Annotated in this window: 27 protein-coding genes; 26 read left to right on the top strand and 1 reads right to left on the bottom strand. The window is 46.7% G+C overall.

What is annotated here, in order from left to right; genetic code table 11:
* Nucleotides 1–44 precede the first annotated feature (44 nt).
* From BLQ13_RS06475 to BLQ13_RS06440, 8 genes are all read left to right on the top strand, one after another.
* Complete coding sequence (locus BLQ13_RS06475) at nucleotides 45–680, top strand: hypothetical protein (RefSeq protein ID WP_090917246.1); 636 nt, start codon at nucleotides 45–47, stop codon at nucleotides 678–680.
* Nucleotides 680–1,033: a 2Fe-2S iron-sulfur cluster-binding protein gene (locus tag BLQ13_RS06470; RefSeq protein ID WP_090917244.1), complete on the top strand. Its 354-nt coding sequence runs from the start codon at nucleotides 680–682 to the stop codon at nucleotides 1,031–1,033. The genes BLQ13_RS06475 and BLQ13_RS06470 overlap by 1 nt, the downstream gene beginning before the upstream one ends.
* 35 nt (nucleotides 1,034–1,068) lie before the next feature.
* Nucleotides 1,069–1,878, top strand: coding sequence for a hypothetical protein (locus BLQ13_RS06465; protein ID WP_244159233.1), 810 nt, complete (start codon nucleotides 1,069–1,071; stop codon nucleotides 1,876–1,878).
* Nucleotides 1,879–2,348: 470 nt separating this feature from the next.
* Nucleotides 2,349–3,827, top strand: coding sequence for a stage IV sporulation protein A (gene spoIVA / locus BLQ13_RS06460; RefSeq protein WP_090917242.1), 1,479 nt, complete (start codon nucleotides 2,349–2,351; stop codon nucleotides 3,825–3,827).
* Between the two features lie 219 nt (nucleotides 3,828–4,046).
* Nucleotides 4,047–5,144, top strand: a complete 1,098-nt coding sequence (locus tag BLQ13_RS06455) for a sugar ABC transporter substrate-binding protein (RefSeq protein ID WP_090917240.1) — start codon at nucleotides 4,047–4,049, stop codon at nucleotides 5,142–5,144.
* 77 nt (nucleotides 5,145–5,221) lie between these two features.
* Nucleotides 5,222–6,739, top strand: a complete 1,518-nt coding sequence (locus tag BLQ13_RS06450) for a sugar ABC transporter ATP-binding protein (protein ID WP_090917238.1) — start codon at nucleotides 5,222–5,224, stop codon at nucleotides 6,737–6,739.
* Nucleotides 6,736–7,722, top strand: a complete 987-nt coding sequence (locus BLQ13_RS06445) for an ABC transporter permease (RefSeq protein ID WP_090917234.1) — start codon at nucleotides 6,736–6,738, stop codon at nucleotides 7,720–7,722. The genes BLQ13_RS06450 and BLQ13_RS06445 overlap by 4 nt, the downstream gene beginning before the upstream one ends.
* A gap of 216 nt (nucleotides 7,723–7,938) precedes the next feature.
* Nucleotides 7,939–8,211: an HU family DNA-binding protein gene (locus BLQ13_RS06440; protein ID WP_090917341.1), complete on the top strand. Its 273-nt coding sequence runs from the start codon at nucleotides 7,939–7,941 to the stop codon at nucleotides 8,209–8,211.
* A gap of 92 nt (nucleotides 8,212–8,303) precedes the next feature.
* Here BLQ13_RS06440 and BLQ13_RS28430 read toward each other — a convergent pair whose 3' ends face one another.
* Nucleotides 8,304–8,456 (bottom strand): hypothetical protein, encoded by a 153-nt coding sequence (locus tag BLQ13_RS28430; protein ID WP_167375654.1) that lies wholly within the window; start codon nucleotides 8,454–8,456, stop codon nucleotides 8,304–8,306.
* A 144-nt stretch (nucleotides 8,457–8,600) separates the two neighbouring features.
* Here BLQ13_RS28430 and mtrB point away from each other — a divergent pair, with 144 nt between their 5' ends.
* From mtrB to trpA, 18 genes are all read left to right on the top strand, one after another.
* Nucleotides 8,601–8,822: a trp RNA-binding attenuation protein MtrB gene (gene mtrB, locus BLQ13_RS06435; protein WP_090917232.1), complete on the top strand. Its 222-nt coding sequence runs from the start codon at nucleotides 8,601–8,603 to the stop codon at nucleotides 8,820–8,822.
* A gap of 145 nt (nucleotides 8,823–8,967) precedes the next feature.
* A complete protein-coding gene (locus BLQ13_RS06430; RefSeq protein ID WP_090917230.1) occupies nucleotides 8,968–9,513 on the top strand; it encodes a hypothetical protein in 546 nt (181 codons plus the stop codon).
* A 107-nt stretch (nucleotides 9,514–9,620) separates the two neighbouring features.
* Nucleotides 9,621–10,484, top strand: a complete 864-nt coding sequence (locus tag BLQ13_RS06425) for a heptaprenyl diphosphate synthase component 1 (RefSeq protein ID WP_090917228.1) — start codon at nucleotides 9,621–9,623, stop codon at nucleotides 10,482–10,484.
* A 15-nt stretch (nucleotides 10,485–10,499) separates the two neighbouring features.
* Nucleotides 10,500–11,228, top strand: a complete 729-nt coding sequence (locus BLQ13_RS06420) for a demethylmenaquinone methyltransferase (protein WP_090917226.1) — start codon at nucleotides 10,500–10,502, stop codon at nucleotides 11,226–11,228.
* Nucleotides 11,221–12,087 (top strand): UbiA-like polyprenyltransferase, encoded by an 867-nt coding sequence (locus BLQ13_RS06415; protein ID WP_090917224.1) that lies wholly within the window; start codon nucleotides 11,221–11,223, stop codon nucleotides 12,085–12,087. The genes BLQ13_RS06420 and BLQ13_RS06415 overlap by 8 nt, the downstream gene beginning before the upstream one ends.
* Nucleotides 12,087–12,707 carry a UbiX family flavin prenyltransferase gene (locus BLQ13_RS06410; protein WP_090917221.1) on the top strand — a complete coding sequence of 207 codons (621 nt, stop codon included), beginning with the start codon at nucleotides 12,087–12,089 and terminating at the stop codon, nucleotides 12,705–12,707. The genes BLQ13_RS06415 and BLQ13_RS06410 overlap by 1 nt, the downstream gene beginning before the upstream one ends.
* Nucleotides 12,708–13,058: 351 nt before the next feature.
* Nucleotides 13,059–14,033, top strand: coding sequence for a polyprenyl synthetase family protein (locus tag BLQ13_RS06405; protein ID WP_090917219.1), 975 nt, complete (start codon nucleotides 13,059–13,061; stop codon nucleotides 14,031–14,033).
* 135 nt (nucleotides 14,034–14,168) lie between these two features.
* Entirely contained in the window at nucleotides 14,169–14,612 is a 444-nt protein-coding gene (ndk, locus tag BLQ13_RS06400) for a nucleoside-diphosphate kinase (protein ID WP_090917217.1), read from the top strand.
* Nucleotides 14,613–14,636: 24 nt separating this feature from the next.
* A complete protein-coding gene (locus BLQ13_RS06395; RefSeq protein ID WP_090917215.1) occupies nucleotides 14,637–15,428 on the top strand; it encodes a CheR family methyltransferase in 792 nt (263 codons plus the stop codon).
* Nucleotides 15,429–15,596: 168 nt separating this feature from the next.
* Nucleotides 15,597–16,766, top strand: coding sequence for a chorismate synthase (gene aroC / locus BLQ13_RS06390; protein WP_090917213.1), 1,170 nt, complete (start codon nucleotides 15,597–15,599; stop codon nucleotides 16,764–16,766).
* 1 nt (nucleotide 16,767) lies between these two features.
* Nucleotides 16,768–17,862, top strand: a complete 1,095-nt coding sequence (gene aroB, locus BLQ13_RS06385) for a 3-dehydroquinate synthase (protein WP_090917211.1) — start codon at nucleotides 16,768–16,770, stop codon at nucleotides 17,860–17,862.
* A gap of 4 nt (nucleotides 17,863–17,866) precedes the next feature.
* The gene (aroH, locus tag BLQ13_RS06380; RefSeq protein ID WP_090917210.1) at nucleotides 17,867–18,235 is read left to right on the top strand and encodes a chorismate mutase; all 369 of its coding nucleotides are present in this window, start codon (nucleotides 17,867–17,869) and stop codon (nucleotides 18,233–18,235) included.
* A 518-nt stretch (nucleotides 18,236–18,753) separates the two neighbouring features.
* The gene (gene trpE / locus BLQ13_RS06375; protein WP_090917209.1) at nucleotides 18,754–20,322 is read left to right on the top strand and encodes an anthranilate synthase component I; all 1,569 of its coding nucleotides are present in this window, start codon (nucleotides 18,754–18,756) and stop codon (nucleotides 20,320–20,322) included.
* Nucleotides 20,323–20,390: 68 nt separating this feature from the next.
* The gene (trpD, locus tag BLQ13_RS06370; RefSeq protein WP_090917339.1) at nucleotides 20,391–21,431 is read left to right on the top strand and encodes an anthranilate phosphoribosyltransferase; all 1,041 of its coding nucleotides are present in this window, start codon (nucleotides 20,391–20,393) and stop codon (nucleotides 21,429–21,431) included.
* Entirely contained in the window at nucleotides 21,421–22,209 is a 789-nt protein-coding gene (gene trpC, locus BLQ13_RS06365) for an indole-3-glycerol phosphate synthase TrpC (RefSeq protein ID WP_090917207.1), read from the top strand. Before trpD ends, trpC begins: the two co-directional genes overlap by 11 nt.
* Before the next feature lie 53 nt (nucleotides 22,210–22,262).
* Nucleotides 22,263–22,946, top strand: a complete 684-nt coding sequence (locus tag BLQ13_RS06360; RefSeq protein ID WP_090917337.1) for a phosphoribosylanthranilate isomerase — start codon at nucleotides 22,263–22,265, stop codon at nucleotides 22,944–22,946.
* The gene (trpB, locus tag BLQ13_RS06355; protein ID WP_090917205.1) at nucleotides 22,943–24,139 is read left to right on the top strand and encodes a tryptophan synthase subunit beta; all 1,197 of its coding nucleotides are present in this window, start codon (nucleotides 22,943–22,945) and stop codon (nucleotides 24,137–24,139) included. The genes BLQ13_RS06360 and trpB overlap by 4 nt, the downstream gene beginning before the upstream one ends.
* Nucleotides 24,139–24,945 carry a tryptophan synthase subunit alpha gene (gene trpA / locus BLQ13_RS06350; protein WP_090917203.1) on the top strand — a complete coding sequence of 269 codons (807 nt, stop codon included), beginning with the start codon at nucleotides 24,139–24,141 and terminating at the stop codon, nucleotides 24,943–24,945. The genes trpB and trpA overlap by 1 nt, the downstream gene beginning before the upstream one ends.
* Nucleotides 24,946–24,979: the final 34 nt, after the last annotated feature.

Here is a 24,979-nt window from a genome sequence, read left to right as displayed (position 1 = left end):
AAGAACGGACACAATGAAAAGACGGATGGGAGGAGTGTGTAGCTATGGTACCGCATGAAACGGAGAATTGGACTGCGCGATATCCGGAATTACACCAGGCTTTACTGGATACGGCAAAAGCATGGGATCGTCAGCCTTATACCTGGTTACTAGGTGGTAGTTGCGGTTTACTGCTTCAAGGGGTCGAGTTGCAACAAGCACCTCGAGATATAGATGTGTATGCTGATATTGCTGATGCCCAAAAGCTGCATATCTGTGCTCCCGGGAGCAAGCTTGATGAGCCTGCAATAGACAAAACGGGGCCTTATGCTTCCCTGCTGAGTCATTACCAGGTAGGTGCATGCTCACTGGAACTGGTAGGCGGTTTTGAAGTATGGGCGTGCGAAAGTTGGTATCGTATCCAGATCGAACATGTGCTAGCTCTTTATGCTTCCGAGACTCAGGTGGACGCATACCGGTTGCGACTAATGCCGCTTGCGCATGAATTGCTTTTTAATCTGCTTCGCGGACGTGAAGATCGGTATGTCCCCATCGCAGCGCGAATTCGTCTAGAGCCTGAGGTTCATCGACCTGCGATGATTGCGTTAAGTCAACATAACATATGGGGATCTCGTTTCAGATCAGAAGTGGAAGAACTGGTCGGGTTTTCTTGGTCGGATCAAGCTGGGGAGGAACGATGATGCAAGAGATGATTACATTTTTACCGATGAACAAATCCATCAAAGTTCAGCCCGGCACAACCCTTTTACAAGCTGCGCGTCGGGCTGGTGTTCGAATATCAACCCGGTGCGATGGCAAAGCGGCATGTCTGATGTGCAAAGTTAACGTGGCGCCCGAGGAGCGGCATGCACTGCTTCCACCTACGGATGCGGAGAGACGGAAGCTTGGACTAATGCTTGACGATGGAACAAGACTCTCGTGTCAGGCGAAAGTATGCGGACAACTGACCGTGCAGGTTCCGGAAGATCCACTGAAAGCCGCCATAAGGAAACAGCTTGAGCGTCAACAGCAAGATGATGATTGGTTCGCATAATACCAAGAAGAGAAATAGAGTTTAGGAGGGTGCGAATGAATAAAAAGAAGAATAAAACCGCGGATGGAAGACATCCTTCGGGTTTGTTACAGCAGATGAAGTGTCTGTCTTTGCTTCTTCTGCTCATGCTGACAATGAGTGGTTGCTTGTATCCTTCTCAGAGTAATTCTGATCCCAAAACAGCTTATCGCGAAAGTGTAAACCGTATTCAGAGTGCGATTGAAGCGTTTCAAAAGGACGAGGGCATACTGCCAATTCTGAACGCGGATGCGGATACGCCGAAGTATGAAAAGTTTAGAGTAGACCTGTCTAAATTGAAGCAGCTGGGTTATCTTGATGATATACCTGGGACGGCCTTTGAGAATGGTGGGAGCGCTTACTTTTTGATACAAAATGAGGAAGTGAAACCGACAGTGAAAGTGATGGATCTCCAGACGGTGCAGAAAGTAAATGATGTGCAACGCATGGTGGATCAGTATAAATCTGTACATAATCAACAACTGCCTGCGGGTGAAAAGTTATATCCTGGCTTCCATGCGGTGGATATGAACTTAGCGGCACAGCCGGGATCTCCTTTAATTACGCTAAAAAGTGTATATTCGGGTCAGGAACTGCCTTTTATGATGAATGAACAGGGTACAGTGTATGTGGATTATGCTTTTGATATTATGCAGGCATTGGAAAAAACAGATGGTTCATCCGATGATGAGCATGCTGTCTCTGATGACCCGGATTTACGTAATCATTTGCTTATACACTCCTATTTCGTACCTGTAAAATCTGTTCCATATACGCTGGAGAATAATACACCTGTCGCACAGATCGTTCAAAACCAAAGTAAGTAAGTGAAGAACAGACATATACTATTAAATAAAAGTACAATTTCAAGGCTCTACAGAATCCCGAAAGAGATATGCCGCGTTCCGTGGTGTGTCTCTTTTTTTTGTGAAAAGAATAGGGTTCAAGATGTGAGAGGTGTCATAAACAGAGAGGGGTTCTCATAAAGTAGATTGAAATAAAGACGCGCAGTCCGGGATCGGAGGATGCTCTTCATGTCACCATCATGAGATAAAAAAACAAAAAAACACGTCATATTGCCGCATACAGGTACATAAGATGATACTAGTCCAATTGCATGTACGAGTTAACGCCGCTCTCGCCGGTTTCATCAGAATGCAACGTTCGGCGGCGGACGACTTCCGGGCACTCACAAAGGCGGCTCTACCGTTGCAGGGATTTCAGTCTTCTGATTGAAAAAACGAAGCGGATGCTCTTTAGCATTTTTCCTTCGGAGTAATTTAAGGAGGGGATTTCATTGGAGAAAGTGGACATTTTTAAGGACATAGCTGAGCGGACCGGAGGGGATATTTATCTCGGGGTTGTCGGCGCAGTCCGGACGGGGAAATCAACATTTATTAAACGATTCATGGAAACGATCGTATTGCCTAACATCGCAAGTGAGGCTGATCGCGCCCGTGCAGTGGATGAACTTCCACAAAGTGCAGCAGGTAAAACGATCATGACAACCGAGCCCAAATTTGTACCGAATAATGCAGTTCAGATCAAAGTGGCTGAAGGACTGGATGTCAATGTACGATTGGTGGATTGTGTGGGTTACGCCGTGGAAGGCGCAAAGGGATACGAGGATGAAAATGGTCCGCGTATGATCTCCACACCTTGGTTCGAGGAGCCGATTCCATTCCAGGAAGCAGCAGAGATTGGTACCCGAAAAGTCATACAGGAGCACTCCACACTTGGTGTGGTGGTCACAACAGACGGAACCATTGCCGAAATCGCTCGCAGTTCTTACGTGGAATCAGAAGAACGAGTGATTGCAGAGTTGAAAGAAGTGGGTAAACCGTTCGTTCTGGTCATCAACTCCACCCGGCCTCGTAGTGAAGAAGCGTTGCAACTTCGGAGCGAGCTGGCTGCCAAGTACGATATTCCGGTCATGACGCTAAGTGCTGCGACGATGACGGAAGATGATGTCACTGGTGTACTCCGTGAAGTATTATATGAGTTCCCTGTGCATGAAGTGAATGTGAACCTCCCGAGCTGGGTTATGGTGCTGAATGACACACACTGGCTTCGTAACAACTATGAGAATTCGGTACGGGATACGGTAAAAGATATTCGCAGGTTGCGCGACGTGGATCGGGTCGTGTCACAATTCATGGAATATGAATTTATCGACCGTGCGGGTCTTAGTGGTATGAATATGGGGCAAGGTGTAGCAGAGATAGATCTCTACGCGCCGGATGAGTTATATGACCAGATTCTCGTGGAAGTTGTGGGGATTGAAATCAGGGGCAAGGATCATCTGTTGCAACTGATGCAGGAGTTCTCCCATGCGAAGAGAGAATATGACCGCTTCGCAGAGGCGCTCGAAATGGTCAAAACAACAGGTTATGGTATTGCTGCTCCTTCACTTGCCGAGATGGCGCTGGATGAACCGGAACTGATTCGTCAAGGCACGAAATTCGGCGTTCGCCTGAAAGCGACTGCACCGTCCATCCACATGATTCGTGTCGATGTGGAGTCGGAGTTCGCACCGATTATCGGTACGGAGAAACAGAGCGAGGAACTGGTGAGATATCTGATGCAGGATTTCGAGAATGATCCGATCAAGGTATGGGATTCAGATATGTTTGGTCGCTCTTTACACTCCATTGTGCGTGAAGGCATTCAGGGTAAAATCGCGATGATGCCGGATAATGCAAGATATAAACTGCAAGAGACACTGGGTAGAATCATTAACGAAGGATCAGGCGGATTGATCGCCATCATACTTTAATTGTTCAAAAGACCGTGAGGCTTGATCTCATGGTCTTTTTCTTTGGGTTTATTTCTTGAATATGGATGAAATGGATGTGGAAATAATTTATTTTCGAAAAATGTAGTAAGTTTCAGCTTTAAATCACTAAAACCTATTTACATACTAGGTATTAATCGTTATATTAATAAACAACTATTGTGATTGAAGTCACAGCGAGCGAAACAGGGGGAGAACGAGATGAAGAAAAGAAATTTCAAATGGGTTGGGTTAAGCGTTTTACTCGTATTGGTACTGGCGTTGTCAGCTTGCGGAATTAAAAAAGAACCAGCGGCCTCTTCTGCATCAGGATCAGCAGGTGAAACACCGAAGACGGAAGCCGTTACAGGACCTTTAAGCGGTAAACGGGTTGCGCTAATTATGGAATTTAATACAGGGACATTTTCACAGCAGTATGTACAAGGAGTGAAAGAGGAAATCGCCAAATTCGGCGGTGAACTCACCACCTTTGTTGCAGATAATGATAAAGCCAAAATGGTATCGTTGCTTGACAGTGCAATCAACCAAAAATTTGATGTCATTTTGACAGACCACGGGGACTCGCTCCTGGAACCAGGGGTGAAAAAAGCGGTTGAGCAAAAGATTCCAGTCGTTGTATTTGATGCAGCGATCAGTGTGCCGGGCGCTACGGTGTTGTCACAAGATGACCAGAAGATGGCTGAACTAACACTGGAACAGATGAAAAAGGATATTAATGGTAAAGGTAACATCGTGAAAGTCTGGGTGGCCGGTTTTGCTCCAATGGAACGTCGCCAGATTGCTTACGGAGCATTCCTGAAGGCTAATCCAGAAATCAAAGAAATTGCGACATTTGGTTCTGCACAGAACCCCGCGCTGGATACGCAAGCCAAAATGGAGGCCATCCTGAAACAATATCCAAAAGGTGAAATTACAGCGGTTTGGGCCGCGTGGGACGAGTTTGCGAAAGGTGCGGCGCGTGCGATTCAGCAAGCTGGGCGTGATGAGATTAAGGTGTATGGAATTGACATGAGTGACGAAGATCTGCAAATGATTCAGGACCCGAAAAATCCTTGGGTTGCTTCCGCTGCTGTAGATCCAACAGACATTGGACGTGTACAAGTTCGATATGCATACCAGAAGTTGCATGGGGACCAAACTGAAGATGCGGTTGTTCTTAATCCGGTGTACGTACAACGCGAGGCTTTGCCTGATAAACAAATCTCCACATCTGAGCTGTCTGAGTACGTAAAAGGCTGGGGAGGCAGTATTCAAGGGATCAAGGACTGGATGAGCGAGTACGGGATCACTGCGAAGTAAGCAGCGAGAGAAGCGCGCCGCGAGGCGCGCTTTTTTTCAGGCGATGACAGGCGATACAGCTGATTGGAGGCAACATCATGAAGGACCCGATATCACTGGATATGGAGCATATCCATAAGCATTTTTCAGGCATACCTGCGCTGAGGGACGTACATTTTTCTGTAAAAGGTGGAGAGATCCATGCCCTTCTTGGAGCGAACGGGGCGGGCAAAAGTACGTTGATGAAAATACTGTCAGGCGCGTACCAACTGGATGAGGGAACGATTCGTCTAAATGGCTATAAACTGGGCCTCCATTCTCCGAGAGAAGCCAAGGCAAGTGGAATTCACTGTGTATATCAGGAAGTGGATGCTGCACTTGTGCCGCAGCTGACGGCTTCCGAGAATATTATGCTAGATCAGTTGGCATCATCGGCTGGAGGATGGTGGAAAAGTCCAAGAACGCTGCAACAACGTGCCAAGGAAGCATTGAAACAGCTCGGGGCAGATCATATCTCGATTCACCGTAAAGTGGCCGAGCTGACCCTGGCCGAGAAACAGATGATTTTGCTTGCGCGTATCCTGATTCAGGATGCCAAGGTTATTATTTTCGACGAGCCAACTGCACCTCTGAGTCAAGAGGAGACAGATGCCTTCTTTCGCATTGTACACCTGCTGAAGGAACGCGGGGTAGCCTGCATTTTCATCACTCATCGTCTTGCCGAAGTAACGACTCACTGTGACCGGGTTACTGTGATGAGGGACGGTCGTCATGTGTTTACCGGTGAAACTAATGGACTGACGATCAACGATCTGGTTACGCAAATGTTAGGTAAACCGTTCGAAGAAGAGTTTCCCAAGACCGAAGCACCTGTGGGAGAGCTGCTGCTGCAAGCCCGAGGTCTTCGGCGGGGGTTGAAGGTGAAAGGGGTTGACCTTGAGGTTCGCCGCGGAGAAGTGCTGGCTGTGGTTGGGCTCGTGGGTGCTGGGAAAACGGAATGCTCTCGTCTGCTGATTGGTGCTGATCGATTGCAGGCAGGTGAGATAAGATTACTCGGACGGAATATCCGTCTGTCTCAACCCGCGGATGCAGCGGCTCTAGGCATTGTATCTGTTCCGGAGGAACGACGTAAACAAGGCATTCTTATTCAGGAGAATGTGGAACGTAATCTGAGCCTGCCCTTGCTTTCCAAGCTTAGTCGACTGGGCTTTGTTAACCGGAAACGTGAGCGTCATCATGCAGATTCACTAGTGGAACAACTCGGCATCAAGACTTCTTCCGTGAAACAAGAAGTGAAGTATTTAAGTGGCGGTAATCAGCAAAAGGTAGCCATAGGAAAATGGTTGCGTACGGATGCAGATGTATTTATTTTTGACGAACCAACAAAAGGTGTGGATATCGGGGCGAAAAGTGACATTTTCCGCATTATCAATGAATTGGCGTTGGCTGGTAAAGCGGTGATCTATTTCACTTGTGAATTGGATGAAGGAATGGGGATCGGAGACCGGATAGCGGTCATGTGTGAAGGGGTTATCGTAAAAGAGTTCCAGCGTGGCGAGACGAACCAAGAACAGCTGCTTTACTATGCAAGCGGTGGACAAGAGGTGGAAGCATGAAGGATAAATCACTCGATTTTGCGTTCCGTTATGGGGCGATTATAGTCATTATAGGCGTTATTGCTTTTTTCGGCATAAAACTGCCCTATTTCTTCACGTATAGCAATTTGACGGATATTTTGGGTTCGATCTCGATCGTAACCTTTGTGGCGATTGGTGTAACATTATCTCTCATTGTAGATGGATTTGATCTCTCTGTGGGAGCGACCGTCTCGCTGACAACCGTTGTTACTGCGTCATTAATGATCTGGTATCAACAGCCTCTTGCTGTCGTTATTATCGTACCTCTCGTTATCGGGGCTATCATTGGTCTGCTGAACGCGCTGTTGATTGTAAAACTGCGTATTCCGGATCTGCTTGCAACGCTTGCGACAATGTACATCATCGGAGGTATCCACAAAACCTATGCGCAGGGATATACAATATACAACCATATGCAGTTCCCGGATGGAAGTAAGGCTGCTGGAGAGATGGACCCGACGTTTCTGTTGATTGGGCAAGGGAAATGGCTGGGGATGCCGATTTCTGTTATCCTGCTGCTTATTGCTGTAATCGGTGTTCATATCTTTTTGACATACACCAAATATGGTAGGCAAATGTATATCACAGGCGGAAATGAGGAGGCGGCAAGGCTCTCTGGGATCAAGGTGAAAAAGGTTCGAACACTTGCTTATGTGGCAGCTGGAATCTTCGCGGCTATTGGAGGAATCATCTATGCGTCCAAAGTGGGATCGGGACAGATTGATGCCGGATCTCCATTGTTAATGGAATCCGTAGCTGCTGTATTTGTTGGTTTTTCTGTTTTTGGCGCCGGGAAGCCGAATGTAATCGGAACCTTTATCGGTTCCGTTCTGATTGGTGTCCTGGTCAATGGATTGACGATGATGAATGTCCAGTATTTTACACATGATATTGTCAAAGGCGGAGTGCTTGTGCTGGCTCTGGCAGTTACATTTTACGTTTTAAACCGTAGCCGCACTTGAAATTGTGTGCTGTCTGTATTAGTATAAAATTTGTTCGGCGTCAGAAACACGCGAGGTTTCAGGCGGCTTTTACCAGAAATGACTGTGGGCCGCAGGCGGAGATGAATGTTCATCGCTCAAAATGGTCAACGTTTTTTTGTGAATGAACGTATATTTCCTTATAAAACGGAAACACAGTATAACATTCAGGACATTGATTCAGGAGGTGAAAAACAAATGAACAAATCAGACTTGATTACACACGTATCCGAGGCTACTGAATTGTCCAAAAAGGATGTAACGAAAGCGGTTGATGCCGTATTCGAAGCGATCTCTGAGGCTCTTCAAAACGGAGACAAAGTACAATTGGTTGGTTTTGGGAACTTCGAAGTTCGCGAGCGCTCTGCACGTAAAGGACGCAACCCGCAAACAGGTGAAGAAATCGAAATTCCTGCGAGCAAAATTCCTGCGTTCAAACCAGGTAAAGCGCTCAAAGACGGAATTAAATAAGATTTCTACATATTCCATATGTCAACGAAAAAAGACCGTGACTTGTTCACGGCCTTTTCTTTTGCCTGTAAACAGGAAATTTTCGTAATCTGTTACTCAACCTCTTTACTTTTTTCCGAAAGTTCCGGTTGCTCACTGTAAGCGATTAGAATCAGATCTTTGCCCGTAACGGCAGATAGATGATGCTCAATCTCCTGTAACTGGTGTACATGCTCATCCTTGAGCACAGCGGGGGTGTACTTCATGCAAACTCTCCTTTCCTGGCTGATCGTTATAGTATGACCCGGGAATTATGGTTTCTTGCGGTATATTCCCTCCAGGACTTGTTGACAAATGAAACAATCTTGATCATCATTAACGCTATGAAATCAGAAAAGGGGACGTGCGGGATGGATCACTCTACGGGCAATGACTTTATCGTAATTAAAGCAGAAGAAAACGGTGTACAGGTGATTGGCTTGACCCGGGGGCAGGACACACGATTTCACCACACGGAGAAGCTGGACAAAGGCGAAGTGATGATTGCCCAATTTACAACACATACTTCAGCCATTAAAATCCGGGGAAAAGCTACGCTGATTACGAAGCATGGAGAGATTGAATCGGAATAGTGATGAAAGAGTTTGACTAGGTACATTAAAAGGTTGAATGGGTTAGATGAAAATTGCAGGCATAGCCTGCTTTTTTTGATTGTACAATGAGGTATGAGCCTTTACCGGACAGACTACACTAACAGGTAAAGGCAGGGAGGCGCTTATGAAACCGGGAATGATTGTGACTGCGTCCATGCTGTCAACGATTGCGGCAGTCATCGTGCTCGTGGTTTTTCAAAGCTTACATACACGTACATGGGGCGGGGACCGGTCAGAGCCTGTAACCGCTTCTCATCAAACGATCCAGTTGACCAATGATAATCTGGTTGATGTACTGAGTTCACTTCATATGTCTACGCCGATTGCTAGAGTGGAGTGGAAACAGTCTATTTTGACACTCGACCTCAAAGTAAAAGGAACGGATACGAGTTATACTGAAATTTATGAAAATATGGCGGCAGTCGTGGATCTGAGTTTTCGCAGTGTAGACAACGTGGAGCAGGTGCTCCTTCGCGTCATGGCCGAGGATGAATGGGTGCATAGACGTCATCTGCTACTTGCGGCAGATATCAGGCGAGGAGAATGGCCTATGTATGCCATTGACATGCTTCGCACGTGGAAAAGCGCGGCATTTTCGGAGGATTTAAAAGACTGGTTCAATCTGATGCAGACGGAACTGTGGAAGAAGCAGTTCGAAATGACCAGTTAGGGGTAATCAAATAGCAGGATTCAGTGCGTGCCGAATAAACATATGCTATAATATATAAGATTGTAGTGCAGAAATGGTTTGACAAAGCAAAGCCTCGGAGGATGAGAATGATTTCATATCGTGTACCCCAACTTGCAAAGAAATATACGGATTACGACATGATTCGACAATATACGGAAATCCCGTCATTTCCGGATAGCCGGGCGCGTCTGTTACAGGTATTTGTGGGCCGAACAGACGAAAAGGGTCATCAGGAACTTTACGCTCTTGCGACCTCGCTCGTTCAGTTGGCTATGGATACGCATGATCGAATCGATACGATTTCCGGTGATCGGGGAGAACAGGAGATGCGTTCACGCCAATTAAATGTTCTCGCTGGAGATTATCTGAGTAGCCGTTTCTATCAGTTGCTTGCTCATGCAGGCAAAATAGAAATGATCGGTAAGCTTAGCGGTGCTGTTTCCGAAGTAAACGCACGTAAGATGACGCTGTATGAACGGATGAAAAAACTTCTCGTTTCGGCTGATGAATATTTGCGTGAAACGGTACAGCTGAGAATGCAGCTGTTTCTTTCATTTACAGACATGATGCCTGTTGAGGATAAGCCGTTATGGAACAGCTTGCTGATGGAGTTCAGCACTTGCGAAACCATCATAGAAGAGATGGATCGGATGCGTGACGAGAAGCGTATGCTTCATAGCTATGCGTTCTGGTATGTGTACGAGAACGGGAATGACGAGGAACGCGGTCATTTGACTCAAATGGAGCTCGAACCACGTATGTGGAGCTCTATGGTGCTGAAACACAGCATAAGCGAGGTGTTGCTGGACAAGCTTCGCGAGTGCACACACCGCATTCAGCTTTTGCTGCAAGATGAGGAAGGTCTTCAAGATATGCATGAGTTCGAGGCAATTCTTGAGCCTTACCTGTCCTATGTGCAGCCTTCACATGCGGCAGTAAGGGAAGATTGAGGGGGAGACAGACGAATGGGTAGCGGAGAGACCAAACCGAAAGAAGAATTTGTCCATTCGGTTTTTCAGAGTATAGCCGGCAAGTATGACGTCATGAATGATATTCTGAGTTTCCGCAGGCATAAAGCTTGGCGTAAATTCACGATGAAGAAGATGAATATGTCCAAGGGAGATACGGGACTGGATTTGTGTTGCGGCACATGCGACTGGACGCTCGCTATGGCACAGGCAAGTGAAACGGGGCACATGCACGGGCTGGATTTCAGTAGCAACATGCTGGAAGTGGGCCAGACGAAAATTGATGCGGTGAACCGTTCAAAACAGATTACGCTCGTTCAAGGGAACGCCATGTCTTTGCCCTTTGAAGACAATACGTTCGATTATGTTACGATTGGATTCGGTTTACGTAACGTGCCTGATCTAAGACAGGTTTTGTCTGAAATGAAACGTGTTGTAAAACCCGGCGGTATGGTGGTTTGTCTGGAATTGTCCAAACCGACGTGGCAGCCGTTTAAAGGCATTTATTATTTTTATTTTGAGCATATGCTGCCAAATATGGCGAAACTGTTTGCCAAACGTTATGAGCAGTATAAATGGCTGCCGGACTCTCTGGCGCTTTTCCCGGGTAGAAAGGAACTGGCAGACATTTTTGTTGAAACTGGATTGCAACAGGTGCAGGCCTACCCTCTAACCGGAGGCATCGCGGCACTGCATATTGGAACCAAGGAGAATCAGAATGTTTAGGAAAATTCGCATCTTTTTAGAAATGATCAAGATTGAACATACGCTTTTTGCTTTACCTTTTGCTTTTATGGGCGCTATTTTGGGATCGATGGTTGTTAACAACACGTTCCCGAGCTGGATGCAGATTATGTGGGTATTACTTGCCATGGTTGGTGCAAGGAGTGCCGCATTTGGTTTGAACCGGATTATTGACCAGGCGATTGACGCAAAAAATCCACGTACGGCGATGAGAGCTATTCCAGCAGGCTTGCTGAAGAATGGCGAGGTTATTATTTTTATCATCATCTCGTTTATTTTATTATTCTGGGCATCATCCAATCTTAATGTGTTATCCATGCAGTTGTTGCCGATTGCAGTCTTCATGTTAGTGCTATATTCGTACACCAAACGGTTCACATGGCTTTGTCACGTCGTACTGGGGATGACCATTGGCCTTGCTCCTTTGGGAGGATGGGTGGCTGTGACAGGTACTATGGATTGGACAGCGATTGTTCTGTACGTTACGATTGTATTCTGGACTGCCGGTTTTGACATTATTTATGCATGTCAGGATCTGGAGTTTGATCAGGGAGAAGGTCTGCATTCCATTCCGTCCCGCTTCGGACTTGTGAAATCATTGCAGATTGCCAAGTTCTTTCATGTCATTACGGCGATTGGTTTTCTTGCCCTGTTACTAATGACCGATCTGAGCTGGTGGTATGGCGCAGGTATGCTGATTACTTATGGTATCCTGCTTTATGAGCACTATATTGTGTCACCTAATGATATGAGCCGTGTACAAACGGCATTCTTTACGATGAATAGTGTACTGAGCCTAGTCGTATTTACGTTTACATTCATTGATCTGGCGGTGAAATAATGATGCAGCAACCGGAGAATAAACGACTTGTTGTCGGAATCACCGGAGCGAGTGGCAGCATATATGGTATCCGATTGATTGAAACGTTGCTTGACCTTGGATATGCCGTTCATTTGGTTGTTTCCAATGCTGGCTGGCGTGTACTAAAGGAAGAAATGGACTGGGATGTGACGAACCGGGAGAGCCTGCTCCAAGAAAAATTCGGTCATCGCGGTGGATCGTTAATCTATCATCCCGTTAGTGATATTGGGGCTTCGATTGCCAGCGGTTCTTATCTGGCGGAAGGCATGATTATCATGCCTTGCTCTATGGGCACTCTTTCATCGATTGCAAACGGATCTTCAGACAATCTGATGTCACGCGCTGCAGATGTTATGATGAAAGAAGGCAGGACGTTAATTCTTGTGCCTCGTGAGACGCCTTTGCATGCTATTCACCTGGAAAACATGCTGAAGCTTTCACGTCTTGGTGTGCGAATGATCCCGGCGATGCCTGCCTTTTATTACAAACCTCAGAGCATGGAGGATTTAATTTTATTTTTAGTAGGTAAAGTGCTGGATAGCTTGCGCATCCCGCATCAACTGTTTACTAGATGGGGAGAACCGGATGAACGGGGATAATGTAGCCGGGTCGCGCTTTTCTGAATAGCCGGATCAGAAAAGTGCGACACATGGACATGATCCCCTGACTCCCGGGGTATCGGTGAGTGCTGATGGCCAGATAAATGTGTCCACAGTCTTGACCCATGCTCCGGCAACTTCTGTACTTTTGGTTGATTCAGATTTGGTCGCAGCGTTTAAATCCCGAATGTCGGTGCTGGCATTCGAATAGGCATCATGATGGACGCTGTAGAAGAACACAAGCAGGAACGGCGAGCCTGGGGCGACGTTTTTGCCTGTAGGCTCGGGCTTGCTGGGAGGGAAGGTAAGCATGGATTTTTGGATTGACAATACGCTGACACGGGTGAACGAATGAAACTATTGGACATTTTCGGATTGTTAAAAAAGGACATGGATTACGTTGAAAAAGAGTTGTATCGTAGCGTAAAAGGCGAACAAAAGTTACTGAGTGAAACTTCGCTTCATCTGCTTAAGGCAGGTGGAAAACGACTGCGGCCTGTTTTTGTGCTTTTAGGTGGCAAATTTGGTACATACGATATCGAGCGTTTGAAGCTCGTAGCTGTTCCACTGGAACTTATTCATTCTGCTTCCCTCGTTCATGATGATGTCATCGATAATGCGGAGACTCGCCGGGGCAAACCCACCGTCAAGTCTAAATGGGACAATCGGATTGCGATGTATACAGGAGACTATATCTATGGCAAAGCGCTAGAGATGACGGCAGGACTTTCTGATCCTGCTATTCACCGCATCCTTGCCAAAGCTATGGTACAGATGTCCATTGGTGAGATGGAACAGATTCGGGACTTTTTTAATACAGGTCAGAGTGTGCGTAACTATCTGTTACGTATTCGTCGCAAAACTGCACTTCTGATTGCAGTGAGCTGCCAGCTTGGAGCACTCGCTACTCGTGCACCTGAGCACATTTCATCTTTGTTGTATACCTATGGATATAATGTGGGTATGGCTTTTCAGATTCAGGATGATGTTCTGGACTTGGTGGGTACAGAGAAACAACTTGGCAAGCCTCCAGGAAGTGATATGAAACAAGGTAACATCACGTTACCTGTGCTGTATGCTTTGGAAGAAGAACAGTTACGTGAGCCGTTGCTCAAGGAAATTTCGCGTGTTCATCATGAAGAAGGACGTGCAAGTGCATCGGATGCAATTGGAATGATTCGCCAAAGTCAAGGAATTGCTAAAGCAGAAGCCCTTGCTGACCGATATATGAAGAAAGCGCTCGATGCTCTCGATCAGCTGCCTAATATCAAGACCACTAAAAATCTGCGAGACATTGCTCACTTTGTCGTTAAACGTACACATTAAGCTTGCTTGTGTTGTTTAATGCTCTACACGGTGTGAAAATCCTCATTGGGAGGATTTGGACTTGTATGTTACAATCAAAGGGATTGCGTTTACATAGTGATTAACTTTGAACCGTGAGTGAGGAGTGAACTGGTAATGGATCGTACATTTTTGATGGTGAAACCGGATGGTGTGCAGCGTGGTTTGATCGGCCGTATTATCAGCCGTCTGGAAGACAAGGGGTTTAAACTGGTGGCAGGGAAGTTGGTTCAGATGTCGGAAGAACAGGCTAAGCGCCATTATGCAGAACATGAAGGCAAGCCGTTCTTTGATGATCTGGTTCGTTTTATCACATCTGGCCCGGTATTTGCCATGGTGTGGGAAGGCGACGATATTGTGACACTTGCACGTATTGTCATTGGTAAAACGAATGTGAAGGAAGCAGCTCCAGGGACAATCCGTGGAGATTTCGCTAGCCATACACCACATAATCTCATTCACGGGGCAGATTCGTCGGAAAGTGCTACTCGTGAAGCTGCCAATTTCTTTAGTCCTGACGAGCTGGTAACCTATGAGAAGAGCATCGCAGCCTGGTTGTAATTATTAGCCAAAGGGTGATGTACGATGCTGGAGCAAGAACAACTAGACCCGGATTATGCCGGATTCATTCGTAAAATTAAAGAGAGCACAGGCATTGATCTTGCTCAGTACAAGGAAGGCCAGATGAAAAGAAGGCTGACCACACTACGTAACAAAAACGGGTTCAATACATTTTCTATCTTTTTTGATGCGATGCAGAAGGAAAAGTCTTTATTTTACGAGTTTCTGGATCGCATGACCATTAACGTATCGGAGTTTTGGCGCAACCCCAATCGCTGGGAAGTGTTGCGTGATGAGATTCTGCCTGAGCTCGTGGGTTCCAAACGCAAGGTCAAGGTATGGAGCGCTGCTTGTTCGACTGGTGAGGAGCCATACACGATTGCCATGATTTTGGATACGCTAGGCATCTTGAAAGAAAGTTCCATTACGGCAAGTGACCTGGATGAAGGTGCACTCGCTAAGGCTAAGGAAGGCCGTTATATGGAACGTTCGCTGAAGGACGTGCCTCCAGAAACGGCGAGTCGATATTTCAAGCAAGACGGTATGATGTATCGTATTGATGAGAAATTAAAAAGCTCGATCAACTTCAAGAAGCAGAATTTGCTGGTTGACCGTTTTGATGATGGATACGATCTGATCGTATGCCGGAATGTCATGATTTATTTTACAGAGGAAGCGAAAAACCTGCTGTATCACAAATTCGCAGCCAGTCTGCGTCCAGGTGGGATGTTGTTCGTAGGCAGCACAGAGCAGATTTTCTCCCCAGGACAATACGGGCTGGAGACGGCAGAGACGTTTTTCTATCGGAAAAAATAAATCAGTGTATAGATCAACCGCCTGAGGTGCATGAAGATGTGCTCAGGCGGTTGTTTGCATAAGAAAAAGAGGCTTTCTTGTCAAAGCTGGTCAGCTATACTATAATAAGCAAAGAAATTATGGGATTTTAGCAATGTGAAGTTTAACAGTTTAAAGGGGGAACGTATTATGAGTTTACGTTATTTAACCGCAGGGGAAACGCACGGACCCCAATTGACCGCAATTATTGAAGGACTGCCAAGTAATTTGAATATTGATTTTGAAGAATTGAACTTCCAGCTTCATCGCCGTCAGAAAGGGTATGGCCGCGGACGCCGGATGCAGATTGAGAAAGACCAAGCTAATTTTGTTGGCGGAATTCGTCATGGATATACGACAGGTGCTCCAGTAGCGCTCGTTGTTCAGAATAATGACTGGAAGCATTGGCAGAATATTATGAACATTGAGCCGATTGAAGGTACTGATGAGGAAAAACGCCGTGTTCATCGCCCACGCCCTGGGCATGCCGACCTTAACGGTGGGTTGAAGTACAATCTCAAAGACTTGCGTAACGTTCTGGAACGCTCCAGTGCGCGTGAGACAACTGTACGTGTAGCATGTGGTGCGATTGCACGACAGTTTCTGGCTGAATTCGGTATTAAAGTGGCTGGAAGGGTTATTCGTATCGGGGAGATTGAAGCACCATACCAGGAGCTTCCGATTGATGAACTGATCGCCGTGACAGAAGCATCTTCAGTTCGTGTGACAGATGCGGAGACTGAGAAGAAAATGGAAGCCTATATCGATCAGATCAAGCAAGAAGGAGATTCCATCGGTGGAATCGTGGAATGTATCGTTGAAGGTGTTCCTGTCGGTCTGGGAAGCTATGTACAATATGATCGCAAGTTGGATGCTCGTATCGCTCAAGGTGTAATGTCGATCAATGCGTTCAAAGGTGTGGAGATCGGTATCGGCTTCGAAGCGGGTACGATTCGCGGTTCACAGGTACATGATGAGATTCTGTATACGGAGGATCGTGGTTACCACCGTGCAACGAATCGTCTGGGCGGGTTTGAAGGCGGTATGACCAACGGTATGCCGGTTGTGGTACGTGGAGTAATGAAACCTATCCCAACGTTGTACAAGCCGTTGCAAAGTGTAGATATCGATACGAAAGAAGCTTTTTCGGCTCAGGTTGAACGTTCCGATGCTTGTGCGGTTCCGGCAGCTAGCGTTGTTATGGAACATGTCGTTGCTTGGGAAATTGCCAAGGCATTCCTGGAGAAGTTCGGCGGGGATTCCATGGAGGAGATTCGGGCAAACGTTGCCAGCTACCAATCACAATTGGAGAATTACTAATATGCGTCAGTTGACAGTACAGCTTGAAGAGCGCTCATATCCTATATTGATTGGCAGCGGCCTGCTGGCTCAAGCTCCGCAATATTTTGAACAATATGGATTGACTAAAAAAAGTCCACTTCTGATCATTACAGATGATCATGTAGCCCCGATATACTTGCATGGAATAGAGCAAACGTTGCGTGCGGCGGGATATTCCGTCGTATCCGCAGTCGTGCCGTCTGGTGAGACTTCGAAATCACTTGCGGTATATCAGGATATGATGACGGTAGCGATTGAAGGCAAACTGGACCGCAGTTCGGCGATTCTTGCTCTAGGGGGAGGCGTTGTGGGCGATCTGGCTGGTTTTGTCGCAGCTACATATATGCGCGGGGTTAAGTTTGTGCAGATCCCAACAACCATTCTTGCTCATGACAGTAGCGTTGGCGGTAAGGTGGCGGTCAATCATCCTCTTGCGAAAAATATGATTGGTGCTTTCCATCAACCGGAGCTTGTACTGTATGATGTTGACACACTTCAATCGTTGCCGCCAAGAGATGTATCGGCCGGTTTATCCGAGATGCTGAAGCACGGACTGATCCGTGATGAAGCTTTTGCCCATTGGTGCGAAGAAAACGCCGAAGCGCTGCTTACGCTTGACCCGGATACACTCGGATATGGTCTGGAACGTGGATGCAGCATCAAAGCCGAGATTGTTTCCAATGATGAACGTGAGAATGGAGAACGTGCACTCCTGAATCTAGGTCATACGATTGGACATGCGATTGAAGCGATTGCTGGATACGGTGAATTTCTGCACGGAGAAGCCATTTCTATCGGTATGGCTGGATCGGCACTACTGGGTGAGAAACTCGGAGCGCCAGCAGGGCTGTATGAGGATACTGTTCGTATGTTGCGTTCTCTTCGTCTTCCCGTGACACTAGCTGCACATCTAAGTACGGATGCTTTGATGGAAGCGATGATGCATGATAAGAAATTCCGCGAGGGCCATATGGTCTTTATCGTTCCTGATCGGATTGGATCTGCCAGAATCGTGAAGGATGTACCGGTTACGGTTGTTCGTGAAGTCATTGAACTGCTTAGGAAGGGAGAATAACAGCATGATTACACGGGGAATTCGCGGGGCGACTACGGTCACCCAGAACAGTGAAGAAGAGATTTTGAAAGAAACAGCAGTGTTGCTTCAGGAAATTGTTGACCGAAACAAGATTGTACCGGAAGATATTTGTAGCGTATGGATTACGATGACCGGAGATCTGGATGCGGCTTTTCCAGCAAAAGTGATTCGTCAGTTAGATGGATGGGAGCTTGTGCCTTTGATGTGTGCGCTAGAGGTGCCTGTAAAAGGCGCTTTGGCGAAGTGTATTCGTTTTATGGTACATGTGAACACAACCAAAGCACAAAATGAAATTCATCACGTGTACTTGAACGGTGCACAAGCGTTACGTCCCGATCTGGCAGGTCGTTAAGTTTCTTGAATGACCATGGTTGTCAAACCGGTGAATATGATGTATAGTGAGAAACAGTTGAGTAGAGTTTAGATTGAGCTGAGAGCAGCTGAGTTGAGCCTAGTATATAGCAGAGTCCAGTGTTTGGTAGCCGATGCAATCGAAATCGGTCAACGCATACACGGTACGTCTTGCTAAGGGAGAAGTACAGGAAGAGAGTAGGCGTGTCAGAGGACATCGTTTATTCCCATATATCTAACGAACATTTTACATTATCTATCATCGAGGAATTGAATTGATTTCTCAAGAGATGAAGATGATGCAAACGAAATGTTACGAAGTATATGTTATCTTATAATATCTGAAACATGGATGAACATGGATCAGTTGCCTGTCACTCGCCCTTCGCAAAAGTATAGGGACTTGTTATTTATGGAGCAACATGCTTGAATACAGCTTATAACCAAACCTCTACCTGATGGTAGAGGTTTTTTGTCGTCATAACTTTCTTCTACCTAAATCTGAAAGGACGTGATCTGATGATAACGCCAAACGTTAATCAAGTATTGAAAATGTCAAATGAATATAATCTGATTCCGGTTGTTAAACGAATTTTGGCTGATATGGAGACGCCGATTCGTATCTTCCGCCGTTATGCGGACAATGACCGTGCGTTTTTGCTTGAAAGTGTAGAGGGTGGCATTCAATGGGCTAGATATTCCTTCATCGGTACGGATCCGTTTTTGATGATTTCAGGGAAGAAAGGCCGAATTGTGGTCGAAGAGGCAGGAAAGACTCGTGAACTGCCGGGCAAACCGATCGAAGAACTGAAAGCTTTGCTACGCAAATATCGGAGTCCGAAGATGGATGATCTTCCTCCTTTTACTGGTGGAGCCATTGGATTTTTTGGATATGACCTGTTGCAATATTATGAGAAGCTTCCAGCTCATGCGCTGGATGATCTGAATATGGATGACATACGCTTTATGTTTTGTGATCAAATTGTTGTGTTTGACCATGTGAAGCAGCACATGTTGCTCGTTGGCAATGTACATGTCAAAGATGGGGCAACGGATGAAGAGATTCGTCAGGCGTATGCAGCCACTTCCGAGAAGCTTGAACAAGCGGCAGAGCGTTTGCAGCAGCAAGGACCAGGTGAAAACCTGAACCCGCGTTCGATTCCGGGAGATGTGGAGCTTGGGGACATTCGTTCCAATCTGACAAAAGAACAATTTATCGGCAATGTGGAGCAAGCCAAAGAGTATATCCGTGCAGGAGACATTTTCCAGGTGGTGCTGTCTCAACGTTTTCACATTGATACGGAAATTTCCCCGTTACATGTATATCGCGTACTGCGGACGCTGAACCCATCACCTTATATGTATTATTTGAAAATGGACGATGAGATTATCGTAGGTACCTCACCTGAGGCGCTGGTCAAGGTTGACGGCAATCGCGTAGAAACACGTCCTATCGCAGGCACACGTCCACGAGGAGCGACAGAGGCAGAAGATCGCGCACTTGCGGCAGATTTGCTACAAGATGAGAAGGAGCGCGCAGAGCATCTGATGCTGGTGGATCTGGGAAGAAATGATCTGGGGCGTGTATCCACTTTTGGCAGTGTGAAGTGTGACATGTTCATGGAGATCGAGCGTTACTCTCACGTTATGCATATGGTATCGAACGTTACAGGTGAGTTAAGAGAAGACAAGGATTTCTTCGATGCTTTCCTCTCCTGTCTGCCAGCCGGGACCGTATCTGGTGCGCCGAAGCTGCGTGCGATGGAGATTATTGCGGAGCTGGAAAAGGAGGCACGGGGTGCCTACGCAGGAGCGATTGGTTACCTTGGATTCTCCGGAAATATGGATGCATGTATTACCATTCGTACGATTATTTTCAAAAAAGGAAAAGCATATGTACAGGCCGGAGCCGGAATTGTATGGGACTCTGTGCCTGAGAAGGAATATGAAGAGACTGTAAACAAAGCCAAAGCATTGTTAAAGGCCATTCGTACGGCTGAAGCGATGTTTCCGGCAAAAGCTGCAGATCCCAAATTAAGTCTGGCTAACGCTGATTATTTTGTTACACCAACTTCGGCAACAAACTGAGAGAGGAGAGACTGGAAATGAACTTGAATCCAATCATGAATGACAGTCAGGTGCTACCTGAAGCAGTGATTTCGCGGGAAGAAGGAATGAAACAAGGACTCGCTAAAATTCTCGAAGGCCGTCACCTGGAGCAGGACGAGGCACGTGAACTGATGTATTCGATCATGCGAGGTGAAGCTACTCCGGCTCAAATCGGAGGGTTGCTGATGGCTCTTCGTATGAAGGGGGAAACGGTGGATGAAATCACTGGTTTTGCTCAGGCGATGCGTGGACAAGGTGGACGTATACTGACTGATGGTAGAGGGCTGCTGGATACATGCGGTACAGGCGGATCGGGTATTCATAAATTCAATATCTCTACAGCATCGGCCATTATTGCTTCGGCAGTTTCAGTTCGAGTAGCCAAACACGGCAATCGTTCAGCTTCTGGCAAAGCAGGCAGTGCGGATGTGTTGGAAGTGCTCGGCGTTAATATTCATCTGAATGGAGAGCAGGCCAGACAATGTCTAGATGAGATCGGAATCTGTTTCTGTTTTGCTCAGGTATACCATCCATCCATGCGTCATGCGGCGGCTCCGAGAAAAGAGCTGGGTGTGCGCACGATTTTCAATATGCTTGGACCATTAACCAATCCAGCCGGTGCAGACCGCCAATTGCTCGGATTGTATGATCGCTCCCGGACGCCGATGATTGCAGAAGTGCTTAACCGCCTCGGTTTGAAAAGAGCGCTAGTTGTTGCCAGCCATGATGGTCTGGACGAAATCAGTATCTCTGCACCTACACAGGTATCGGAGTTGCGGAACGGGGTAGTGCACACGTATGACATTGACCCACGCGATATGGGGCTGTCTTTGCATCCGCTCGAAGCAGTGCTTGGAGGAGATGCGGCGCAGAATGCCGAAATTATACATCGGATCTTCCAGGGTGAACGCAGTGCTTACCGGGATGTTGTGTTGCTGAATGCAGGGGCATGTATTTATGTATCCGGCCTTGCGGACAGCATTGCAGATGGCGTTAAAATCGCTGCAGAGGCAGTGGACTCGGGTAAAGCGGCCAGTAAGCTTGGACAGTTAATTCATACAACGGAGGCGTACAATCATGTATCTTGATCGAATCGTTGCGACAAAACATAAAGAAGTGCAGGCTCTTGCACAGACGTTTAACATGGATGAAGCTATGAAAAAGATTGAACAATTACCGGCTGCACGCGGGTTTGAACAGGCACTGTCAAGTAGACGCAGTCGTAAGCTGGGGCTTATTGCCGAAGTGAAGAAGGCCTCGCCATCCAAAGGGTTAATTCGCCCGGATTTTCATCCGGTAGAGATTGCTTCTGCCTATGAACGTGCGGGTGCTGATTGTATCTCTGTGCTAACGGATGTTTCCTATTTTCAGGGTAGTAACGAGTATTTGCAGGCTATTCATCAGGCTGTGAATATTCCGCTCTTGCGCAAGGACTTTATGATCGATGAGTCACAGATTGCAGAAGCTAGACTTTTGGGAGCAGACGCGATCTTGCTGATTGCCAGCATTCTCACGCCGGGGCAGATTCGTCAATTTCTAACGTTTGCGAAAAGTCTTGGACTGGATGCTTTAATTGAAGTTCATGATCGGGCAGAACTGGAAACGGTATTAGAGATTCCTGAAGCGACACTTGTTGGTATCAATAACCGAAATTTGAAAACGTTCGAAACCAGTCTGAATACCACGCTCGATCTGATGGAACTGATTCCACTAGGTGTGACGCTCATTAGCGAAAGCGGGATCGACGGTGCGGAATCGACGAAACCCCTGATTGAAGCTGGCGTGCACGGTATTCTCGTTGGAGAGCATCTTATGCGTAAAGACGATGTGGAAGCTGCTGTTTACGATCTGATGGGACCGAAATAATGAATAACCCGATATATGACGATACAGGTGCAGGTTCCCGTAAAGAAGAGAACTTGATGCCAGCGGCCGTAAAAATATGTGGACTTCAGGACGTTGAAGTGCTAAAATCGATGATAAACTTGCCTGTGGACTATATTGGTGTCGTATTTGCCAAGTCCCGACGACAAATTACTCCTGAGAAGGCAGCGGAGTTGAGATCGGTATTGTTTGAATGGTCTCTACATGAACGGCCGAAACTTGCTGGTGTTTTTGTGAATCCAACGATGCAAGAACTGAAACATGTGATGGAAACAGTGTCTTTGGATGTGATCCAGTTGCATGGCCAGGAAAGTGCGGAATTCTGTCAACAAGTGAAAGAGCTCTGGGATGCAGAGGTGTTCAAGGTCGTTTCTTTTCCAAAAGACGAAACAGAACAGGATGCGGATTATGCTGCTGTGCAACGGTTAAATGATTACGTGGGTTTTGTTGATGCGATCTTGCTGGATACTTTTGATCCATTGTATGGTGGCGGTTCTGGCAAAACATTTGCTTGGGAACGTATACCTGTATATGCAGAATGGGCTGCTGAACGCCGTATTGCCATGTTTGTTGCAGGCGGACTTCAGACGGACAATGTACAACATTTAATTCAAACGTACAGACCTTATGGCGTAGACGTATCAAGTGGCGTGGAGACGGAAGGTCTGAAAGATATATCCAAAATTACAGCATTTGTAGAAAGGGTGAAGCAGGCATGACACACCAATTGCCGGATGAACATGGGCGTTTCGGTCTTTTCGGAGGCCGTTTTGTACCCGAGACACTAATGAACGCTTTAATTGAACTAGAAGAAGCATACAGCCGCTTCTCTGAGGATGAAGAGTTTAACAAGGAATTGAATTATCTGCTCAGTGAATATTCCGGACGAGAAACACCTTTGTATCACGCGGAGCAATTATCACGTCATCTGGGTGGTCCCAAAATTTATTTGAAACGTGAAGATCTGAATCACACAGGTGCACATAAAATTAACAATGCGATTGGACAAGGACTTCTTGCTAAACGGATGGGAAAAAAGAAAGTCATTGCTGAGACCGGCGCAGGCCAGCACGGGGTTGCGACGGCAACCGTGGCGGCATTGCTTGGACTGGAGTGCAAAGTATTCATGGGTGAAGAAGATACCCAGCGCCAGCAACTAAACGTATTCCGCATGAAATTGCTCGGAGCAGAAGTCATTCCGGTAACGTCCGGCACACGTACATTGAAAGATGCTGGTAACGAAGCGCTTCGTTACTGGGTCAGTAATGTAGAAGATACTTTCTACGTGCTGGGATCTGTTGTCGGACCTCACCCGTATCCAATGATGGTGCGTAACTTCCAGCGCGTGATCGGAGACGAGACACGTCGTCAGATTCAGGAGATTGAAGGACGCCTTCCGGATGTTATTGTAGCGGCTGTTGGCGGCGGAAGTAACGCCATCGGTATGTTCTACCCTTTCATCGGAGATCAGGATGTAAAATTGATCGGTGTTGAGGCAGCAGGAAAAGGTGTGGATACCGAGTATCATGCGGCAACGATGAGCAAAGGTACACATGGTGTATTCCAGGGCTCGATGAGTTATCTGTTACAAGATGAATATGGACAGGTGCAACCTGCACACTCCATCTCAGCAGGTCTGGATTATCCAGGGGTTGGACCAGAACACTCCTATCTTAAAGATATTGAACGGGCTAAATATGTTCCGATTACGGATCAGGAAGCCTTGGATGCTTTGCAATTGTTAAGTCGTACGGAAGGTATTATTCCTGCGCTGGAGTCGGCCCATGCGGTTGCTCAGGTCGTGAAGCTGGCACCAGAACTGACAGCGGATGATATCATTGTAATCTGTCTGTCTGGACGCGGGGATAAAGACGTAGAATCCATTATGAAGTATACGGGAGGTAACTTGTAATGAACCTGATGGACCAAACCTTCCAGCAATTAAAAGAACAAAATCGCACAGCACTTATTCCGTTTCTTACCGTTGGTGATCCAGATGTGAACACTACCATTGATATTATCAAGGAACTTGAACAAGCAGGAGCAGACATCTTGGAGCTGGGTGTACCTTATTCTGATCCACTCGCCGACGGACCAGTCATTCAACGCGCTTCCGAGCGTGCCTTGAAAAGCCAAATTACGATTCGTACGGTGATGGAGACAGCGGCCAAAGCTCGTGAAGCAGGTGTGAAATTACCCTTTGTTCTGTTTACGTATTACAACCCTGTGCTGCAAACGGGTCTGGATATTTTCTTTGACGAGTTGGTCAAACATGATATCAGCGGCATGATTATTCCGGATTTACCGATCGAAGAGGCTGAGGATATGCGTCGCCGTGCTGATCAGGCCGGTGTTCATCTAGTCCCGCTTGTAGCCCCTACGTCCAATGCTCGTATTGAGCGGATTGTCACTGGCGCGCGCGGATTTATCTATTGTGTCTCATCTCTTGGTGTAACTGGAGAGCGTGCATCCTTTTTTAACGGTGTAGAAAGTTTTATTGAAACGGTAAAAGGTCTGACAGACCTTCCTGTTGCCGTAGGCTTCGGTATCTCGAGTCATGAGCAAGTAGCCCATTTCTCCCGCATCTGTGATGGTGTCGTTGTAGGGAGTGCTATTGTGCGTCAAGTGGAAGAGGCAATCCCGCTACTTGAAAATCCGGATACTCGTGAGGCAGGACTGTTGCAAATTCGCAACTTTGTGGCACAATTAAAAGGATAATCACATAAGTTGAACTTTTTATTTTGCACTTTAT

The organism is Paenibacillus polysaccharolyticus, from assembly GCF_900102085.1.
Taxonomy (GTDB): Bacteria; Bacillota; Bacilli; order Paenibacillales; family Paenibacillaceae; genus Paenibacillus; species Paenibacillus polysaccharolyticus.
The sequence above is the reverse complement of the archived record's forward strand: the minus strand, read 5'-3'. Positions and strand labels throughout refer to the sequence as shown.

Bases quoted from the DNA above. Each gene is read 5' to 3' on its own strand.
- BLQ13_RS06475 (WP_090917246.1), top strand. From the start codon at position 45: ATGGTACCGCATGAAACGGAGAATTGGACTGCGCGATATCCGGAATTA.
- BLQ13_RS06470 (WP_090917244.1), top strand. From the start codon at position 680: ATGCAAGAGATGATTACATTTTTACCGATGAACAAATCCATCAAAGTT.
- BLQ13_RS06465 (WP_244159233.1), top strand. From the start codon at position 1,069: ATGAATAAAAAGAAGAATAAAACCGCGGATGGAAGACATCCTTCGGGT.
- BLQ13_RS06455 (WP_090917240.1), top strand. From the start codon at position 4,047: ATGAAGAAAAGAAATTTCAAATGGGTTGGGTTAAGCGTTTTACTCGTA.
- BLQ13_RS06450 (WP_090917238.1), top strand. From the start codon at position 5,222: ATGAAGGACCCGATATCACTGGATATGGAGCATATCCATAAGCATTTT.
- BLQ13_RS06445 (WP_090917234.1), top strand. From the start codon at position 6,736: ATGAAGGATAAATCACTCGATTTTGCGTTCCGTTATGGGGCGATTATA.
- BLQ13_RS06440 (WP_090917341.1), top strand. From the start codon at position 7,939: ATGAACAAATCAGACTTGATTACACACGTATCCGAGGCTACTGAATTG.
- BLQ13_RS28430 (WP_167375654.1), bottom strand. From the start codon at position 8,456: ATGAAGTACACCCCCGCTGTGCTCAAGGATGAGCATGTACACCAGTTA.
- mtrB (WP_090917232.1), top strand. From the start codon at position 8,601: ATGGATCACTCTACGGGCAATGACTTTATCGTAATTAAAGCAGAAGAA.
- BLQ13_RS06430 (WP_090917230.1), top strand. From the start codon at position 8,968: ATGAAACCGGGAATGATTGTGACTGCGTCCATGCTGTCAACGATTGCG.
- BLQ13_RS06425 (WP_090917228.1), top strand. From the start codon at position 9,621: ATGATTTCATATCGTGTACCCCAACTTGCAAAGAAATATACGGATTAC.
- BLQ13_RS06420 (WP_090917226.1), top strand. From the start codon at position 10,500: ATGGGTAGCGGAGAGACCAAACCGAAAGAAGAATTTGTCCATTCGGTT.
- BLQ13_RS06415 (WP_090917224.1), top strand. From the start codon at position 11,221: ATGTTTAGGAAAATTCGCATCTTTTTAGAAATGATCAAGATTGAACAT.
- BLQ13_RS06410 (WP_090917221.1), top strand. From the start codon at position 12,087: ATGATGCAGCAACCGGAGAATAAACGACTTGTTGTCGGAATCACCGGA.
- BLQ13_RS06405 (WP_090917219.1), top strand. From the start codon at position 13,059: ATGAAACTATTGGACATTTTCGGATTGTTAAAAAAGGACATGGATTAC.
- ndk (WP_090917217.1), top strand. From the start codon at position 14,169: ATGGATCGTACATTTTTGATGGTGAAACCGGATGGTGTGCAGCGTGGT.
- BLQ13_RS06395 (WP_090917215.1), top strand. From the start codon at position 14,637: ATGCTGGAGCAAGAACAACTAGACCCGGATTATGCCGGATTCATTCGT.
- aroC (WP_090917213.1), top strand. From the start codon at position 15,597: ATGAGTTTACGTTATTTAACCGCAGGGGAAACGCACGGACCCCAATTG.
- aroB (WP_090917211.1), top strand. From the start codon at position 16,768: ATGCGTCAGTTGACAGTACAGCTTGAAGAGCGCTCATATCCTATATTG.
- aroH (WP_090917210.1), top strand. From the start codon at position 17,867: ATGATTACACGGGGAATTCGCGGGGCGACTACGGTCACCCAGAACAGT.
- trpE (WP_090917209.1), top strand. From the start codon at position 18,754: ATGATAACGCCAAACGTTAATCAAGTATTGAAAATGTCAAATGAATAT.
- trpC (WP_090917207.1), top strand. From the start codon at position 21,421: ATGTATCTTGATCGAATCGTTGCGACAAAACATAAAGAAGTGCAGGCT.
- trpB (WP_090917205.1), top strand. From the start codon at position 22,943: ATGACACACCAATTGCCGGATGAACATGGGCGTTTCGGTCTTTTCGGA.
- trpA (WP_090917203.1), top strand. From the start codon at position 24,139: ATGAACCTGATGGACCAAACCTTCCAGCAATTAAAAGAACAAAATCGC.